Below are 17290 nucleotides of genomic sequence, written 5' to 3' on the forward strand. Positions count from 1 at the left end.
TTTTGCTAACTTTGATTTTGTATCATCATTAGGTGAGGCAATTTACATTCACCCCAGATGCTAGCATAGCCATATCAGGTAATGCCCAATTGAAAGGTTCGATTTTCACATCGTTACCTGGAGTGTTGCATTTCAGGTCACAAACAGGCCCGCCGGTGTGGCGGGCCCGAGACCAGCGCCAGCTAGTTGCAATACATTTTCTTGGTCGGCTCGTTCTTCGCGACCGCGGTGGTGCCGCTGTCATCCTTCTTGTCGGTCGCCTTGGAGTCCGGCACCTTGTCGTCCGGCTTGCTGTTGCCTCCACTACCGCTACCGGTGCTCGCCACCGTGGTGTCGGGCGCGGTGGGGACGGTGGCCGGCGTGTTCTTATTGGCCTGGACCGTAGTGGTCACCGTGTTGATGATGTTGACCGTCGAGTTCAGCGCCTGTCCCACCGGCGTCGGCGTGCCGCTGCCCGCTGCTGCGGCGGCGGCGGCCGCATCGGCTGCGGCTTTCGCTGCGGCGTCGGCGGCAGCTTTCGCGGCGGCATCGGAAGCGGCCTTGGCGGCGGCGTCGGCGGCGGCCTGGGCGGCCGCATCGGCGGCAGCTTTTGCCGCGGCGTCGGCTGCAGCTTTTGCCGCGGCGTCGGCGGCGGCTTTCGCGGCCGCATCGGCAGCGGCCTTGGCGGCGTCGGCGGCGGCCTGCGCGGCGGCCGCATCGGCGGCGGCCTTGGCGGCGGCATCGGCGGCAGCTTTCGCGGCTGCGTCAGCGGCAGCCTTGGCCGCTGCGTCTGCTGCGGCCTGGGCTGCTGCCGCTGCGGCGGCGTCGGCGGCCGCCTTGGCGGCCGCATCGGCTGCTGCCTTGGCGGCAGCATCGGCGGCGGCCTGCGCCGCAGCCGCTGCGGCGGCGGCTTGGGCGGCAGCAGCCGCCGCTGCGGCGCCGTCGGTCACGGTCGGCTGGACGCCGGTGAAGGTGACGTTAGGCGTGGTCACCGACCCTTGCGGGGCCGCCAGTATGATCGTGCCGCCGCTGCTGTTGATCGAGGTGCCGCTGCTGGCGGTGATACTGCCCGACGCGGCGGTGGCGCTGATGCTGCCGCCCGATGCCACGCTCAGGCTGCCGCCCAGCACAATGCCGGTACCGGCCGTCAGCGCGATGGAGCTGCCCGAGTTCACCACCGAGCTGCTGTCCATCGCGATGCCGGTGCCGGCGGTCAGGCCGATGGTGTTGGTCGATTGCAGCGAGGTGCCTGGCGCGAGCGTGATACTGGTGCTGGCCGACAGGCCGATGTCGCTGCCGTCGATGGTGTCGTTGACCGTGATCGGGCTGTGCGCGGCGATCGACACCAGCCCGGTGTTGGCGCCGCTGTGGATGGCATGGATCGTGCCCGTGGTGTGGATGCCGCCGTGGTTGTCAATAATGATGTTGCCGGTGGTGCTCAACGGACCCAGCGCCAGCTCGCCGCTGCTGACGGTGTTGTTGAGCCGGATGTCGCCGCTGTAGTTGGTCGCCGTGAAGGCGCCGACATGGTTGCCGGTGTTGGTCAGCGTGATGCCGTTGGTGGCCATCGCATGCAGGCTGTCGGTGACCAGCGGGCCGGTCTGCGTGATCGTTCCGCCCTCGCCCGCGTTCAGCGTGATGCCGCTTTGCGCGCGCACGCTGCCGATGGCGATGCTGTTGCCGTTGATGACATTGAGCGAGCCGCTCATGTCGATGCTGCCGCCGGTCTGCGTCAGGTTGTTGACGTACAGGTTGGCGCTGCTGCTGGTGCCGCTGATGGTGCCGCTGGTCAGCGTCAGGTAGGTCCCGTCCAGCGAGCCATTGAGCACCAGGCTGCCGCCGTTCAGCGTCAGCGTCGCGCCGCTCGCATAGGATTTTCCGCCGGTGCCGGTGACGGTCAGCGCGCCGCCGGTCAACTCCAGGTTGCGGCCGCTCCCGACGCTGAAGTTGGCCAGCGTGGTGTTGCCGGCGCTGGCGTCGTAGGTGATGGTGCCGCTACCGCTCTGGATGGCGGCCGCCAGCACGTTGGCGCCGTCCGGCGCGATGCCGTCGACCCAGTTGCCGGCCGCGCTCCACAAGCCACCGCCGACGGCATTGAACGTCGACAGCGGTCGCGCCGTGATGGTGCCGGTGGCGCTGACCGGCACCGTGTAGTTGCCGGCGTCCGCACCCGACAGCGCCAAGCCTGTGCCACCCAGCGTCACCGTCTTGCCGACGCCGACGTTCTTGTCGGCGTAGGTCGCGGTGGCGTTACCCGCCACCAGCGAGACATTGTCGTAGTCGTCGCCAACGTGCACCACGCCGACCAGCGTGGCGCCGGTCACGGTGCCGGCGGTGGTGCCGTTGTATTCCCGGCTCAGCAGCGACAGGCTCAGCGGCGCCGGCGTGACGTGCAGCAGCGCGCTGCTGCCGGTGTAGCTGATGTCGTACTTGCTGGAATACAGGCCGCCGACGCTATGGTCGCCCACATTGAACGGCCCGTCGAAGGCCAGGCTGCCGTCAACGCCGGCCGGCAGCGAGTTCACCAGCGCACCGCCGAAGGCGGCGCCGGTGCCGTCATACACCTTGGTGACGCTGGTGCCGCCGGTGACGGCGACCGTGGTCGGCGTCAAGTAATCGCGCAGCATCGGCACGGTAAGGCCATCGTAGATACGCCATACGCTGCTGCTCTGGTCATGTCCCTGTCCGCTGACGTCGAAACCGGCGAAACTGGCCGCCTTCATGGTTTGCGCCGTGGTCAGCGCAGTGCCGGCGATGTCGCTGGCGGTACCGGCCTTCGTCGAATCGAAGTAGCCATGCACCAGGTTGCCGCTCTCATGTGAACCGACCATGCCGTAGACATTGGCGCCGCTGAAGGCGGTGCCGGTGACGCTGCCGTTGCTAAAGCTGTTACTGACGGTACCGCTGTTCAGATCGCCAAGCAGCCCGCCCATATTGGCGTGGGAGTAACTGGAATCCAGCGTATTGCCGCTGACATTGCTGGACGTGTAGACATTGGTGATGGTGCCGTTGTTCGTGTTGCGGCCGGCGAAGCCGCCGACATTGCGGCCGCCGTTCACGGCGCCGGTCGAATACGCCACACTGATGCCGCCGCCGTTGTTGTCGCCCACGAGGCCGCCGATGATTTCGCCTGTGCTGTACACATCGCCGGTTGCAAAGGCGTGGTCGATGCTGCCCGTATGGCTGCCGTCGGCGGCGTTGCTGCCGACTAAACCGCCCGCATAGCCGAAACCGGTGGCGTTGACGTCGCCGCTGGCCGACGAATAGCTGATGCTGCCCAGGTTGCGCCCGACCAGGCCGCCGATATTGGAGGCATCACCGCCGGCAATGCCATTGACGGTGCCGCTGGCGCTGGAATCGCTGATGCTCGCGTAGTTGGTGCCCGCCATGCCGCCGACGTTGAAGACGCCGGTCACGTCGACGTCGCTGTGCACGTTCTGCACCAGGCCGCCGGTCTGAGAGCTGCCGTACACGCCACCGACATTGTTGCGGCCGGTCACGATCCCGCTATTGAGCGACAGGTTCTTGATGGTGCCGGTGCCGAGATACGAGAACAGCCCGATGTTATCGCTGGCGCCGCGATTGATATGCAGGCCGTTGATGGCCAGGTTGTTGCCGTCGAAGGTGCCGGTGTAGGCGTAGTCGAGACCGCCGATCGGTTTGAAGCCCTGGCCACCATTCCAGTTGGCGGTGCCGCTGGCGTCGATATTGGTATTGAGCTTGTACGAGGCCAACATCAGCAAGCTGCCCACGCCCTGCAGGCCATAGGCATCCTCCAGCAGATAGGGCGCCGTCAAGCTGCCGTCGCCGCCGGACGCGCGCAGGAAAGTGCCGCTGCCGATCCTGAAATCGTGGGCGCTGAAAGCAGGCAGTGTGCCGAGTTGCGCCCACGAGCCGTCGGCCAGCGTGAAGGTGCCGCCGACCGAAACGCTGGCCGGCGCGCTGATGTTGTTGGTTGTTTGCAGCGTCAGGCCGCCGGCCAGGGTCAGCGGCTGGCTGATCGCGATCGAGCCGCTCTGCGCCTCCAGCAGCAGCGTGCCGCTGGCCAGCGTACTGGTCAGATCGAGGTTGCCGGTGACGGCGACATTGCCCGTGTGGGCGCTATCGAAGGCGCCGATCGCCAGCGTACCGCCGCCGACGCCAATATTCTGCAATTCAGCCTGACTCAAGCCCAGCGTGCCGGTGGCGTCGGCCGCGCTGCCGCCCAGCGCCACATTGGTACTGTTGGAGTATGGCTGCAGCGTGACCGTATGACCGGTGCTGCCGTTCACGGCGGCGCCGAGCGTCATCTGGTCGGCCGTCAGCGTGATATCCCCGCCGGCGGTGATGGCGCTGTTGGTGGTCAGGCTGTTGACGCCGCTGGCGACCAGCGCGCCGCCCACATTGACGGCGCCCAGGCTCAGGCTTTGCGCGGTGACGGTAGCGTTGCCGCTGGTGGTCTGCAACGCAATCTGGCCGCTGACGCTGTTGCCGGTGTTGTCCAGCGAGATGCTGCTGGCCGCGATGGCGTTGATGCTGCTGGCCGTCAGCCCGTCGATCGGGCTGGTGACTTGCGTGATCAGACCGCCGTTGGCATGCAGGTTCAGCGCCGCATTGGGCGCATTGATGGCGGCATTCAGATTGATGTCGGTGGTCGCTTCCAGCGTCAGGCTGTGCGAGGAACTCCAGCTGACCGGGCTGAGGACTTTGATGAAACCGACGCCGCCACGGGTGATGTTGTTGACGGTACTTACCGTCACGTCGGTGGTAGCTAGTGCGTTCTGCAGGTTGGCGGTGGTCAGCAGCGAATCGACCCAATAACCCGTTTCGAGGAACACGGTGCTGCCCGTCGACGGCACTTCGTTATTGCCCTCCATGCCAGCCGCCGTGGCGGTACTAACGGAATTGGCGATATAAACATTGCTCGGATCGAGCAGCAGCTTGCCGGTGCTGCCTTGCGGCGCACGGGTATCGACCGCGCCCTGCATGTCCAGATAGTGCCCGGACGTTTCGACAAAGCCACCATTGCCGCCATTGGCACCGCCGCGCGCGTAAATGCTGCCGTAGACGCGGGTCGCCTCATCGCTCCAGACGATGATCTTGCCGCCGTCGCCAAGCCCCGTGGCATCGGCCTTGATGACGGCATCCTTGCCGACGTAGCTTTGCTGCGCGTTCTTCACGGCCGCGTTCTTGCCCTGGTAGTCGCCGCCGACCAGCACCGTGCCGCCGCCGGCCGCGCCACTGGCGTCGACCACCGCGTTGCCGGTCAAGCCGACCTTGTCGCCCAGCAGCTGGATGTCGCCGCCGGTGTTCAGGTTGCTGCCCACCGCCGTGGTCGTGCTGCCCGCTTCGACCATCGTGGTGCCGCTCGATTTCAACACGATCCGGCCGTTCTCGCCGCGCACCGCGCTGTTGGCGTTGATGGCGCCGCGCTGGCTCACCAGCGCGCCGTACACGCCGACCCGGCCGCCCTGCGCCACGATCTGGCCCAGGTTGACCGCCTGGTCCGACGGCGACGACACCACCACCTGCACGTTCGGATCCTTCGAGTCGAACAGCTGCACGCTGTGGCCGGCCGCCAGCACGACGTCGCCGTTGGCCGACGAAATGATGCCGCTGTTTTCCACCGCCGGCGCGACCAGGAAGATCTGGCCGCCGGCCGGCGTGGTGATGGTGCCGGCGTTGCTGACCTTGCCCGCGTTGGCGACGTCGGTGAAGTTGTTCTTGCCGGACAGGAAGTCGGCGTTCGAGATCGCCAGGCTGGACGCCACCAGGCCGTTGACGTCGACGCGCGAGCCGGCGCCGAACATCACGCCGTTCGGATTAATCAGGAATACCTTGCCGTTCGACTGCAGCGAGCCGAGGATCTGCGTCGGGTCCTGGCCGGTGATCCGGTTCAGCACCTTGCTGTCGGCGCTTTGCTGGATGAAGCGGGTGATTTCGTCCGACGCCACCGAGAAGCTCTGCCAGTTGATGATGGTGTTGGGCGTGTTGGTGATTGAGTAAGTCTTGCCCTGGAGGTTGAAGCTGGCCTGCCCCGCCACCACGGTCGGGCTGACCGGGCTGGCCTCGGCCGCCGTGTAGCAGGCGGCCACCAGCACGGCGATCAATTTGCGGCGCAGCGGCGCGGAGGCGGCGCGGCGGGTCTGGGAAAGGGTTTCAACTTTCATAACGACATCCTCTATCCGGTGGGGATTTTGCCCACGCGAGTGCTCATGCACGCCAGGCAAGTCTGTTGGTTATTGTTATTGCAGGACTACAGAGAAGTGCAGAGTATAGCCAATAGGAAACTATTATTTCTATAAGTGTAGTCGGAATTGCTCAATCCGCCACTCTTTTTTAGCGTTTTCGGGCACTTTTTTCCGAAATTACTGACTTGATAGCACTATTACACTGGCATAATTGTTGCCATCAGCACACTATTTTGTTTCGAAAGTCGTGACGCCATCCCAGCCCTCTCCCGGCGGATGAGCTCGATAATAGGCGATGCGCTCGGTATACAGCACATACAAGCCGCGGTCGGGCGAGATTGCCTGCAACTCGACAATGATCTCCATGGCCTGATCCCATTGCTGGGCGCGCACGGCGGCCAGCGCCAGGGCCCAGCGCTCCAGTTCGTGGCGGCTGGCCGGGTCCAGGTCCTTGTCGAGCGCCAGCGGCTCGAAGATCGCCACCGGTTCGTTCTTGCCCTTGACGCGCACCAGGTCCAGCTCGCGGTAGGCGAATTCCGGCGCGGCTGCGCGGGTGGCCTCGCCGACGGTGATGCCCACGCCATAGACCTTGGTGATGCCCTCGAGGCGCGAGCCGAGATTCACGGCGTCGCCCATGACGGTGTAGGCGCGGCGGATTTTCGAGCCCATGTCGCCCACGTGCATCAGGCCGGAGTTCAGGCCGATGCCGATTTTCAGCGGCGGCCAGCCGCGCGCGATGAAGTCGTCGTTGAGGCGGTGCGCGCTGGCCTGCATCAGCAGCGAGGTGGCGACGGCGCGGCTGGCGTGGTCGGCAAAGGCCACCGGCGCGCCCCAGAACGCCATGACGGCGTCGCCGATGTACTTGTCGAGCGTGCCGCGGTGGCTGTCGCGGATGTCTTCGGACATGGCCGTCAGGTACAGGTTGATGTACTCGCGCAGCTGCTTCGGCGTCAGGCCCTCGGAGATGGTGGTGAAGCCGCGCACGTCGACGAACAGCACGGTCAGCTCGCGGCTTTCGCCGTCCATATTGTACTTTTCCGGATCGTCGGCCATCTCGGCCACGAGTTCGGGCGCCACGTACTCGCCGAAACGCGACACCAGCGCCTGCCCCTTGCGCACCTCGAAGAAGTAGCCCCAGGCGACGTTGAGCACGAACACGGCGACGATGACGATGCTCAGCATGCCGAAGTTGAACAGCAGGTTTTGCTCACTGTACAGATAATAGTTGGCGCCGACCGCCGCGCCCAAAGTCAGCAAACCCGCCAGGATCGACGGCAGCGGCGCCAGCGCCGCCAGCGCAAAGCTCAGCGCCAGGCCCAGCGCCAGGATCTCGATGCCTTCGATGGCGCTGGCCCAGTCGGGGCGCGACTTGAAGCTGTTGTCGAGAATGGACTTGATGATGTTGGCGTGGATTTCCACTCCCGGATATTCGGGGTTGACCGGGGTCGCCCGCAAGTCGACCAGGCCCGGCGCCGTGGTGCCGACCAGCACGATGGCGCCCTTCAATATCTCCGGCGGCGTGCGGCCGGCCAGCACGTCGGCCGCCGACACGTAGCGGAAGGCGCCGCCCCGCGGGCCGCCCTTGCCGCGGTACTGCACCACGGTGGTCATGGCCTCGCCTACCGGTATCACGCGCTGGCGCTTTTCCGGCATCAGGATGGTGACCGAATCGAAGCCGCCGCTGGCCAGCTGGTTGGCTGACAACTGGTCCACGCGTTCGCTCAGATAGGGCTTGATCGCCACCGCGCCCAGGTATCTGGCGGCGGTGGCCAGCGACAGCGCAGGATAGTAGTTGTCACCGATTTGCTGGATCATGCCGGCGGTGCGGACGATGCCGTCCAGGTCGGTCACCACCGAGAAGCTGCCGGCGCCGGCAGCCGCGCTTTGCAGCACGCCGATGTTGGCTTCGTAGCCGGGCGCGGAATAGGCCAGCAGCTCGCGCCCGTTCAGATCCTGCTCCGTGATGATCGGGGCGGGCAACTGGCCCTTGATCTGGTCGACCGACAAGTTAAAGCCGAGGATGACCGGCTGCCCGCGCAGCGCGCCGGCAAACAGGCCGTCGTAATCCATGGACGGCTTCAATGCCGTCAGGCGCTGCTTCAGCGCGGGAACGTCCTTCAGCTCGCCGTCGGACAGTTTTTCCAGCACGCCATAGCCGGAACTGGTGTCCGGCTCGGGGAACGAGATATCGAAACCCACCGCGCCGACATGGTAGTGCTGAGTCAGTTGCGAGACCAGTCTGGCCTGGATATTACGGCTCCACGGGAAGCGCCCGACCTCGGTCAGCGACTTGCCGTCGATGTCGACGACGACGATGCGCGGGTCCAGCTTGGGCGGCTGCAGCTTCATGCGCTCACCGTTCAGCAGGCTGTCGAAGCGGGACACCGCGTCCAGTTCGAACACGCCGGCCGTGTAAGCCACGCCGGCGGCCGTGATCAGCAGGCCCAGCAGCCAGCGGGGGCCGTACTTCAGCAGGATCTTGGACCACTTGGCGGGAAGCAGGCGCACACGCGCTCCTTACTGGTTAGGGCGTGTAGCCTGGGATCTTGGATTCGTCGATGGCGTCGATCTGCTTTTCGTCCATGTTCTTGTGGGCGAATTCCATGTAGATCTTGTTGCGGATGAAGATGTCGAACAGGTCCGGGTCGATGTGGCCGTTGAGCGAGAAGTTGCCCAGGATGCGCAGCGATTCCGACAGCATCTTGCCCTTCTTGTAAGGCCGGTCCTTGGCGGTCAGCGCCTCGAAGATGTCGGCGATCGCCATCAGCCGCGCCTGCACCGACATCTGGTCCTTGGTCAGCCCGCGCGGATAGCCCTTGCCGTCCATCCGCTCGTGGTGGCCGCCGGCGTATTCCGGCACGTTCTTCAGGTGCTTGGGCCACGGCAGCGCCTCCAGCATCTTGATCGTCATCGAAATGTGGTTGTTGATTTCCTTGCGCTCGGAATCGGTCAGGGTGCCGAACTTGATGGTCAGGTTCATCAGCTCGTTGTCGCTGAAGAACGCCTGCTCGGCGCCGTCCGGGCCGACCCAGCTGCGCTTGCCGATCTCGCGCACGCGGTCCTGGTCTTCCGGCTTCATGCCCTCGCCGCCGACGTTGGCGACGCGGATGAAATCGCGCTCGGCGCGCAGCGCGGCCTGCTGTTCGGCCAGTTCCGCATCGATGGCGGCGATGGCGGCCTGGTCGGCGCCGGCCTCGAGCTTGCGCTTGAGCGCGGCGATCTCGGCGTCGCGCAGCAGCACTTCGAAACGGGTGTCGACCACGGCGATGCGGTCGAAGATGGTTTCCAGCTTGGTGGCCTTGTCGACCACGTGCACCGGCGTGGTGATCTTGCCGCAGTCGTGCAGCAGGCCGGCCAGCCACAGTTCCTTGCGGTCGGCGTCGTTCATGCGGAAATCGGCCATCGGACCGGTTTCGGTGTTGTGCACGGCCTCGGCCAGCATCATCGTCAGCTCCGGCACGAACTGGCAGTGGCGGCCCGTGTACGGCGACTTTTCATCGATGCCGATGTTGATCAGGTTGACCAGCGATTCGAGCAGCTCTTCCAGCTGGGCGATCAGGCGCTGGTGCGTCAGCGCGACGGCGGCCTGCGCCGCCAGCGCCTCGATGAAACGCTGGTCGGTCTGGCTGAAGGCGCGGATCTCGCCGGTGTCGGCGTCCTTGGCGTTGATCAGCTGCAGCACGCCGACCAGCTCGCCTTCGTGGTCGCTCATCGGCACCGTCAGGAACGATTGCGAATGGTAGTTGCGCAGCTGGTCGAACTTGACCATGCCGGAAAAGTTGAACACGTCCGCCTTGTAGACGTCCTCGATGTTGACGGACAGGCCGAAGTGGGCGGCATAGGCGGCCACCGAGGCCAGGTTCTTGTCGCCGCTCTCGTCGAACAGCGGCACGCCGGGCGCCGTGATCGGGTCGCCGGTGGCGCCGCCCTGGCGGGTGTTGAGCGTGTCGTTGAGCAGTATCGTGAAATCGAGAAAACGCTTGTCCTCGCTGGGACGGTACAGGGTACCGCCGTCGGCGTTGGTCATGCTTTTCGCAACGACGAGGATGCGCTCCAGCAGCGTATCCGTATCGTGACTGCTGCCCAGTTCAACGCTGAGCTCTGTCAGCTGGTCCAGGCGCTGTGCGATTTGCGTTTGATTCAACTCTTGCATGGTTGTTCTTTTAATACCTGTTTGGGATGGAGACTGCGGCGCGCACGCGCGGACGCAGTTTAGAAGTGTAGCTCTAGCGCAAGCTGTTGTACATCAGGAAATGATCCCAGTCATAAAATTAGCGCGACTGTGTCGGGTTTTTCCCTGTTGCGGAAAAAAAAAGCTATCATCGACCGATAGCAACACACAAAAAAACAAAAGCAAAAACAACAAGTAACAACAGGCGATCGCCAGCAAAAAAACAGGGACTCTGTATGAAATTCACATTTTGGGGAGTGCGCGGCTCGATTCCCTCCCCCGGCCCGCGCACGGCGCGCTATGGCGGCAACACCACCTGCATCGAAGTGCGCAGCGACGACGACACCCTGATCATCATCGACGGCGGCACCGGCATCTTTTCGCTGGCCCAATCCCTGCTGCAAAACAAAAAAGAAGGCGGCATCCACGCCAACATCTTCATCACCCACAGCCACTGGGACCACATCCATGGCCTGCCCTTCTTCACGCCGCTGTTCGTGCGCGGCAGCCGCGTGCGCCTGCACGGCGTGACCGACCCGGTGACCGGCAACGGCATCGAGCACGTGATGGGCGTGCAATTGCAGAACAGCTACTTTCCGGTCAGCGAAACGCAGATGGACGCCACCATCGAATACCGCACCCTGCTGGTGGACGAGACCATCGAGGTCGGCGACGCCACCGTGCAGAACGTGGTGATGAACCATCCGGTGACGGACCTGGGCTACCGCATCCAGTGCAACGGCAAGTCGGTGTTCTTCACCGGCGACCATGAACCGCACTACAACATCCATCCCGCCGGCCATCCCGAGCACGCCGCCTACCAGCAATGGATGGAGGAGCGCACTGCCGCCATCGACGCCGTGGTCCAGGGCGTCGACGCGCTGATCGTCGACTGCTCCTATACCCGCGAGGAATACCCGGCCAAGCAGGGCTGGGGCCACGGCACCTTCGATTCGGCGTTCTCCATGGCGCTGCGCACCGGCGCCAAGGCGCTATACTGCACTCATCATGAACCGACCCGCAGCGACGACGAACTCGAAGCCGTGTTCGCCGAAGTCATGGCACGCCACGCGCCGCTGCTGGGCAACTTGAAAGTCTTCCTCGCTTATGAAGGCATGGAAGTCCAACTGACCTAGCGAAAGCAATGATGAACGACGCCGGCTCCAGTCTTCACCCCAGTGATGTCGACCTGCGGCTGGCGTTTTTCCAGAAGCTGCAGACGGTCACCACCAAGATCCACGCCACCAGCAACCTGGACGAGATCATGCTCGACCTGGGCATGGAGTTCTGCGACCTGTTCAACTGCGACCGCTTCACCTTGTACGCGATGGATCACGAAAAGGATTACATCGTCTCCAAGGTCAAGACCGGCCTGACTTCCTTCCGCGACCTCAAGCTGGCGGTCACGCCGGCCAGCATCGCCGGCTACGTGGCGCTGACGCGCAAGACCGTCAACATCGCCGACGTCTACGACCAGGCCGAGCTGGCGCGCCACTCGCCGGAGCTGCGTTTCCAGCAGGGCGTCGACCAGCGCACCGGCTACCGTACCCGGCAGATGCTGGTGGCGCCGCTGATCTCGGTGCAGTCGCGCGAGCTGCTGGGCGTGGTCCAGTTCATCAACAACCGCGAACGCGGGCCTTTCTCCGCCATCGCCGAGGACGGCGTCAAGGAGCTGTGCGAGACGCTGTCGGTGGCCTTCAGCCAACGCATGAAGCCCCCGCAGATGGTACGCACCAAATATGACGGGCTGGTGACCGAGGCGGTGCTGTCGGCGCAGGAGCTGGAACTGGCGACCCGCTCGGCCCGCAAGAAGGATATCGACATCGAGGACGTGCTGATCGACGAATTCGAGGTCAAGCCGGCGGCCATCGGCGCATCGCTGGAAAAATTCTTCGGCGTGCCGTACGAGCACGTCAAACCGGACCGCATCAAACCGGTGGACCTGCTGAGGAACCTGAAGCGCCAGTACATCGAGGAATCTGGCTGGATGCCGCTGGAGGAAAACAAGGAAGGCATGCTGGTGGTGGCGCTCGATCCGGAACGGGTGGCGCACACGCACATCGTCAACCAGATCTTCCCCAAAGCCAAGCCGGTGTTCCGCGTCACCAGCAACCGCGAGTTCCGCCAGATGGTCGAGCATTTCTTCGGCGCGGCCGGCGACAGCGGCAGCGTCGGCGACTTGCTGTCGGGCATGGACGCCGACGACGAGGAAGGCGAAGGCTCCGGCGAGGTGTCGGAGGCGGTCGAGAACGAGCTGGTCAAGCTGCTCAACAAGATCATCATCGACGCCTACCGCCAGGGGGTGTCGGACATCCACATCGAACCGCTGCCGGGCAAGGGCAAGACCGGCATCCGCTTCCGCAAGGACGGCACGCTGGTGCCCTACATCGAGATTCCCGCCGCCTACCGCAGCGCGCTGGCGGCGCGGGTGAAGATCATGTGCGACCTCGACATCTCCGAGCGCCGCAAGCCGCAGGACGGCAAGATCAAGTTCAAGAAATACGGCCCGCTCGACATCGAGCTGCGGGTGGCGACGATACCGTCGGCCGGCGGGGTCGAGGACATCGTCATGCGGATCCTGGCGGCCGGCGAACCGATTCCGCTGGACAAGCTCGGCGTGCTGCCGTTCAACCTGGAGCGGCTGCGCGCCACCATCGAGAAGCCGTACGGCCTGTTCTTCGTCTGCGGCCCGACCGGTTCCGGCAAGACCACCACGCTGCACTCGGTGCTCAACTACCTGAACACGCCGGACACCAAGATCTGGACCGCCGAGGATCCGGTCGAGATCACGCAGAAAGGCTTGCGCCAGGTGCAGGTCAACCGCAAGGCCGGGCTGGATTTCGCCACCGTGATGCGGGCCTTCCTGCGCGCCGATCCGGACATCATCATGGTCGGCGAGATGCGCGACAAGGAAACCGTCGGCATGGGCATCGAGGCGTCGCTGACGGGCCACCTGGTGTTCGCCACCTTGCACACCAACAGCGCGCCGGAATCGATCGTGCGGCTGCTGGACATGGGCATGGACCCGTTCAATTTCGCCGACGCGCTGCTGGGCATCCTGGCGCAGCGGCTGGCCAAGCGCCTGTGCGGCAAATGCAAGCAGGCGTTCACGCCCGGCGACGCCGAGCTGCAGTCATTGCTGACGGAATACTGCGAGGAATTGCTCAACACCGAGAGTTTCATCAAGGACGCCGCCGCCGGCCGCGCGGCCGTGCTGGCCGGTTGGCGCGAGCGCTATGCCAAGGACGGCAAGTTCACGCTGTACCGCGCGGTCGGCTGCGACGAATGCAACAAGGGCTACAAGGGGCGCGTCGGCCTGCACGAGCTGATGACGGGATCGGACAAGGTCAAGAAGCTGCTGCAGGAGCACGCGCGCGTCGCTCAGCTGCTGGCCGCCGCGCTGGAAGACGGCATGCTGACGCTGAAGATGGACGGCATCGAGAAGGTGCTGCTGGGGATCACCGACATCAAGATGGTGCGGGCGGTCTGCATCAAGTAGCCGCGCGGCCTGGCGCGGCGGTCGGCCAGCACGCGCAGGCGGGTCAGGCCGGCCTTGAGGTTGAACGAGCGGCCGGCCAGCAAGGCGTCGACCAGCCGGGTGGCCATCGCCAGCGCGGGCGCGGCGGCGGCCTTGGACGAATACGGCAGCACCAGGCGGTAACGGTTGCGCATGTGCGGCACCACGCCGACAAAGCCCAGCGTCACTTCATTGAACGCCAGCCGGCGCAATTCCATCGCCACCTGCTGCACCAGTTGCACCAGTTGCGGCACGTCGTCCGCGCGCTTGCCGATCAGCGGACGCTGGCGGCGCAGGCCCGGCAGGACGGCCTGCAAACGCCGTTCCAGCGCGGCCATGGCGGCGGGCGTCGGGGTGTCGCGGTCCAGTTCGAGGATGCCGAGCAGGCAGGGTTGGGTGGAATAGCGGTTGTCGCTGGCGAGGTAACGCTGATCGATGATTCTCATGGTCGCAATGCCTTTTAAATGACAGGCAATATTGTGACCTTCAACCCGCCCACACGGAAGCGGCGCCCGGAGCGCGGCCGTGTAAGACCACGCTGACAGCTATCGTGCGCGGGGCCGACCTGTGCTACCTGCCCAGCCGGGACGCCAGCGCCGGATCCAGACTGGACAGGAAACTTTCCACGGCGTCCGTATAGGGACCGGGCTGGCCCAGCGCTTCGTTGATTTCACGATGACTCTTGTCCTGCGGCAGCACCCGGGCGCGGATGCCCAGCTTGCCGGCGCCGGAGGCAAAGCCCTGCGATTGCGGACAGGCGTCCCGCCGGCGCGACGAGCATACCGCCAGCAACGGCGCACCGCCGGGCTTCAATTGCGCCAGCGGCGAAACGCCCGCCCAGTAGGTGGGATCTTTGCCGAAGGCCTGGTCGTACAGCGGAAAATGCCGCTGCTGCATCAATCCAGGCACGTCCATCGCGGCGCTGTCCAGCGACACCGTGCCCAGCCAGGGCGCGGCGCCGCGCGAGATCGCCGCGGACGGCGAGGCAGCCAGCAGCGCCACCAGATGCGCGCCGGCCGAGTGCCCCATCAACACGAATTTATTGCGGTCGCCGCCCCAACCTGCGGCCCCGGCCTGTACCGCCGCCAGCGCGCCGGCGACATCTTCCGCCTGCACGGCGACGCTGGCTTCCGGCAGCAGCCGGTAATTGACGGACACCACGATGATGCCACGCGCGGTCCAGCGCGACACCTTGTTCCGCACCACCTGCGCGTTGGCCTTGTCGCCGGTGCGCCAGGCGCCGCCGTGCACCATGAAGATCACCGGCGCGTGGTCGGCCCTGGGCGGCAGGTAGACGTCGTAGCGCTGGAGCCGGCCGGCGCCGTAAGACTGGTCGGCCAGGAGGCGTACGCCATCCGGCAGCGTGAACGGCGCGGCGGCGCCCTCCTCTTCGTCCATGTCGCCGCGCGCCTCCTGGGCGGCGGCACGACGCTCGGCCAGACGGTCGCGTACAGGTCCCGCCGCCTGCGCGGCCAGCGACAGCATCAACATGCCAATGAACACGCGGCGTTTAGTCATAATTGTTTTTCAAAACAAACGGCCAGTGGGTTGCCGATGTATTTGCCGTAGTTGGCAATCCGGCGATAGCCGTGCTTTTCGTAAAAATCCACGGCGCGGCGATTGACCAGCCGCGTCTCCAGCCACAGCGCCTGATAGCCCAGCGCGACCGCCTGATCCTCGAGGAAACCCAGCACGGCACTGCCGACGCCGCCGGTGCCGTGGCGCGCATACATGCGCTTGAGCTCGGCCACGCCGGGTTGCAACGGCCGGAAGGCGCCGCAGCCCAGCGCCGCGCCGGCCGCATCGCGGGCCACCGCGAAACAGGCCGTCGGGCCGCGCGCATCGTCCGCGTCGAACGAGGCGTTGCCGCTGTCGCCGGTGATCGCCGCCAGCGCTGTCGACAGCTCCGCCATCAGCGCCACCGCATCGGCCGCCCCGGCGTCTTCCCTGGAAATATGTATGGTCGTCTGCATAGCGCAAATTATTGCACAGTACAGATCACCAGTTCCGGATCGGCGTTGATGCGCACAGGCACGCCGCTGCAGCCGACGCCGCGGCTGACGATCAGCTCGCCGTTGCCGCGCACGGGAAAGCGGCCGTAGTGATAGGGACGCGACAGCGGGCCGGTCGGCATCACCAGCGGCGTGCCGTCGCGCAGCGCGATCTGGCCGCCGTGGGTGTGGCCGGCAAAGCCGATGTCGTAGCGTTCGCCGTCCAGCATCAGCAAGCCGTCCGGCGCGTGCATCAGCAGCAGGCGCACCGCGCCGGCGCCGGCAAAGGTGGCGGCGCCGTCCGGCTCGCCGGTCCAGGGATCGTCCATGCCGCAGACCGAGACATTGCCGAACGGCGCAGGCAGCGCGACCGCGCGGTTGACCAGCATCTGCACGTCCACGGCCTCGAACAGGCGCGCGATCTCGCCATCGTCGGTCGACAAATCATGATTGCCGAGCACGGCAAACTTGCCCAGCGGCGGACGGCAGGCCGCCAGCGCCGGGCACAACACTGCGGCGTTGCCGGCCGGGCCGGAGACATAATCGCCGCCCAGCAGCAGCAGGTCCGGCTCTTCGGCGGCGATGCTGGCGAATAAATCCGCGAAGATGGCCGGGTGGGTGGGCGCACCGGCGTGGAAGTCGGAAGCAAAGGCGATCTTCAGCGGCTGGGGCAGGCGCAATTGGTCCGGCAGCGCCAGCGCGTGGCGCGTCACCCCCAGGCGGCCGTGCAGGCCGCAACGGTAGCTCAGAGCACTGACCAGGCCGCCCAGCAGGGCGATATTCAACAGCGCTTCAAGCTGGTGCTGGCGCCGGGAATAACGCTTATTGCGGGGAACTTTCATGGCAACCGGACAAAACTGGAAAGAGGCGGAATGATAGCGTATTTGGGACGCGGCAGGCCGACAAGCATCGACAGGCCCAGCCAACGCCCGCCAATGTTTCAGGCATCGGCGATCGGCGCGGCGGCCGCTTCGGCCATGCCGGCCGCGGCCATGCGGCGGCAGTAGTCCTCCAGCTTCGCGGTGTCGCAATGGATCACCATCCTGTGCACGCGGCCCCAGCGCAATTCGAATTCATGCACGCCCTGGTTGGAGCCGGTAGTGCCGTCCGGCAGCGTGAAACGGTCCTTCCAGGTCACCGTGGCGATGGTGCGCCACGGCCAGCCGGCGACGGCGATGGCGGCGATGTCGAAGCGCAATCCAGGCAGCAGCCGCGCCAGACGCGCATACCACTGCGCCGTCGACGCCGCCGTGCGGCGCTCGCCGGCCAGCGGATGGACACCGTACATCACATGGCGGTGCGACGCCGCGAATTGCGGCAACACCCGCTCGTACGCTCCCGCGTTAATGTATCCAAAAGCGCGCCGCAGCTTGCGGCCGACAATAAAGTGGTACATAATCGCCTCCAATCTTTACAGTGGAAAGATATGTATAGTGCGATTATATCTTTCCCCTGTCAAGAT

At 65.3% G+C, this 17290-nt stretch carries 10 protein-coding genes; 2 read left to right on the plus strand and 8 right to left on the minus strand.

The window, feature by feature from the left end; all coding sequences use genetic code 11:
- Positions 1-182: 182 nt before the first annotated feature.
- The 3 genes from ACSQ3S_RS25530 to ACSQ3S_RS25540 form a co-directional block, all read right to left on the minus strand.
- On the minus strand, positions 183-6128 hold the full coding sequence (locus ACSQ3S_RS25530; protein WP_436144172.1) for a beta strand repeat-containing protein: 5946 nt from the start codon (positions 6126-6128) through the stop codon (positions 183-185).
- A gap of 249 nt (positions 6129-6377) precedes the next feature.
- Positions 6378-8657, minus strand: coding sequence for a CHASE2 domain-containing protein (locus ACSQ3S_RS25535; RefSeq protein ID WP_436144173.1), 2280 nt, complete (start codon positions 8655-8657; stop codon positions 6378-6380).
- 16 nt (positions 8658-8673) lie between these two features.
- A complete protein-coding gene (locus ACSQ3S_RS25540; protein WP_436144174.1) occupies positions 8674-10302 on the minus strand; it encodes an HD-GYP domain-containing protein in 1629 nt (542 codons plus the stop codon).
- 254 nt (positions 10303-10556) lie between these two features.
- On the opposite strand from ACSQ3S_RS25540, the gene ACSQ3S_RS25545 reads away from it, so the two are divergent.
- A complete protein-coding gene (locus ACSQ3S_RS25545) occupies positions 10557-11456 on the plus strand; it encodes an MBL fold metallo-hydrolase (RefSeq protein WP_436144175.1) in 900 nt (299 codons plus the stop codon).
- Positions 11457-11467: 11 nt separating this feature from the next.
- Positions 11468-13819 (plus strand): ATPase, T2SS/T4P/T4SS family, encoded by a 2352-nt coding sequence (locus ACSQ3S_RS25550; protein WP_436145077.1) that lies wholly within the window; start codon positions 11468-11470, stop codon positions 13817-13819.
- Here the strand turns inward: ACSQ3S_RS25550 and ACSQ3S_RS25555 are convergent.
- The 5 genes from ACSQ3S_RS25555 to ACSQ3S_RS25575 form a co-directional block, all read right to left on the minus strand.
- Positions 13702-14283 carry a hypothetical protein gene (locus tag ACSQ3S_RS25555; protein WP_413446274.1) on the minus strand — a complete coding sequence of 194 codons (582 nt, stop codon included), beginning with the start codon at positions 14281-14283 and terminating at the stop codon, positions 13702-13704. The genes ACSQ3S_RS25550 and ACSQ3S_RS25555 overlap by 118 nt on opposite strands.
- A 124-nt stretch (positions 14284-14407) precedes the next feature.
- Positions 14408-15355 carry an alpha/beta hydrolase fold domain-containing protein gene (locus ACSQ3S_RS25560; protein WP_436144176.1) on the minus strand — a complete coding sequence of 316 codons (948 nt, stop codon included), beginning with the start codon at positions 15353-15355 and terminating at the stop codon, positions 14408-14410.
- A complete protein-coding gene (locus ACSQ3S_RS25565; RefSeq protein ID WP_436144177.1) occupies positions 15352-15810 on the minus strand; it encodes a GNAT family N-acetyltransferase in 459 nt (152 codons plus the stop codon). The genes ACSQ3S_RS25560 and ACSQ3S_RS25565 overlap by 4 nt, the downstream gene beginning before the upstream one ends.
- An 8-nt stretch (positions 15811-15818) precedes the next feature.
- Entirely contained in the window at positions 15819-16613 is a 795-nt protein-coding gene (locus ACSQ3S_RS25570; RefSeq protein ID WP_353405314.1) for a metallophosphoesterase, read from the minus strand.
- A 155-nt stretch (positions 16614-16768) separates the two neighbouring features.
- Positions 16769-17224: a nuclear transport factor 2 family protein gene (locus tag ACSQ3S_RS25575; protein WP_436144178.1), complete on the minus strand. Its 456-nt coding sequence runs from the start codon at positions 17222-17224 to the stop codon at positions 16769-16771.
- Positions 17225-17290 lie beyond the last annotated feature (66 nt).

This window comes from Duganella sp. LjRoot269 (assembly GCF_964254095.1).
GTDB classification, from domain to species: Bacteria; Pseudomonadota; Gammaproteobacteria; order Burkholderiales; family Burkholderiaceae_D; genus Rugamonas; species Rugamonas hordei.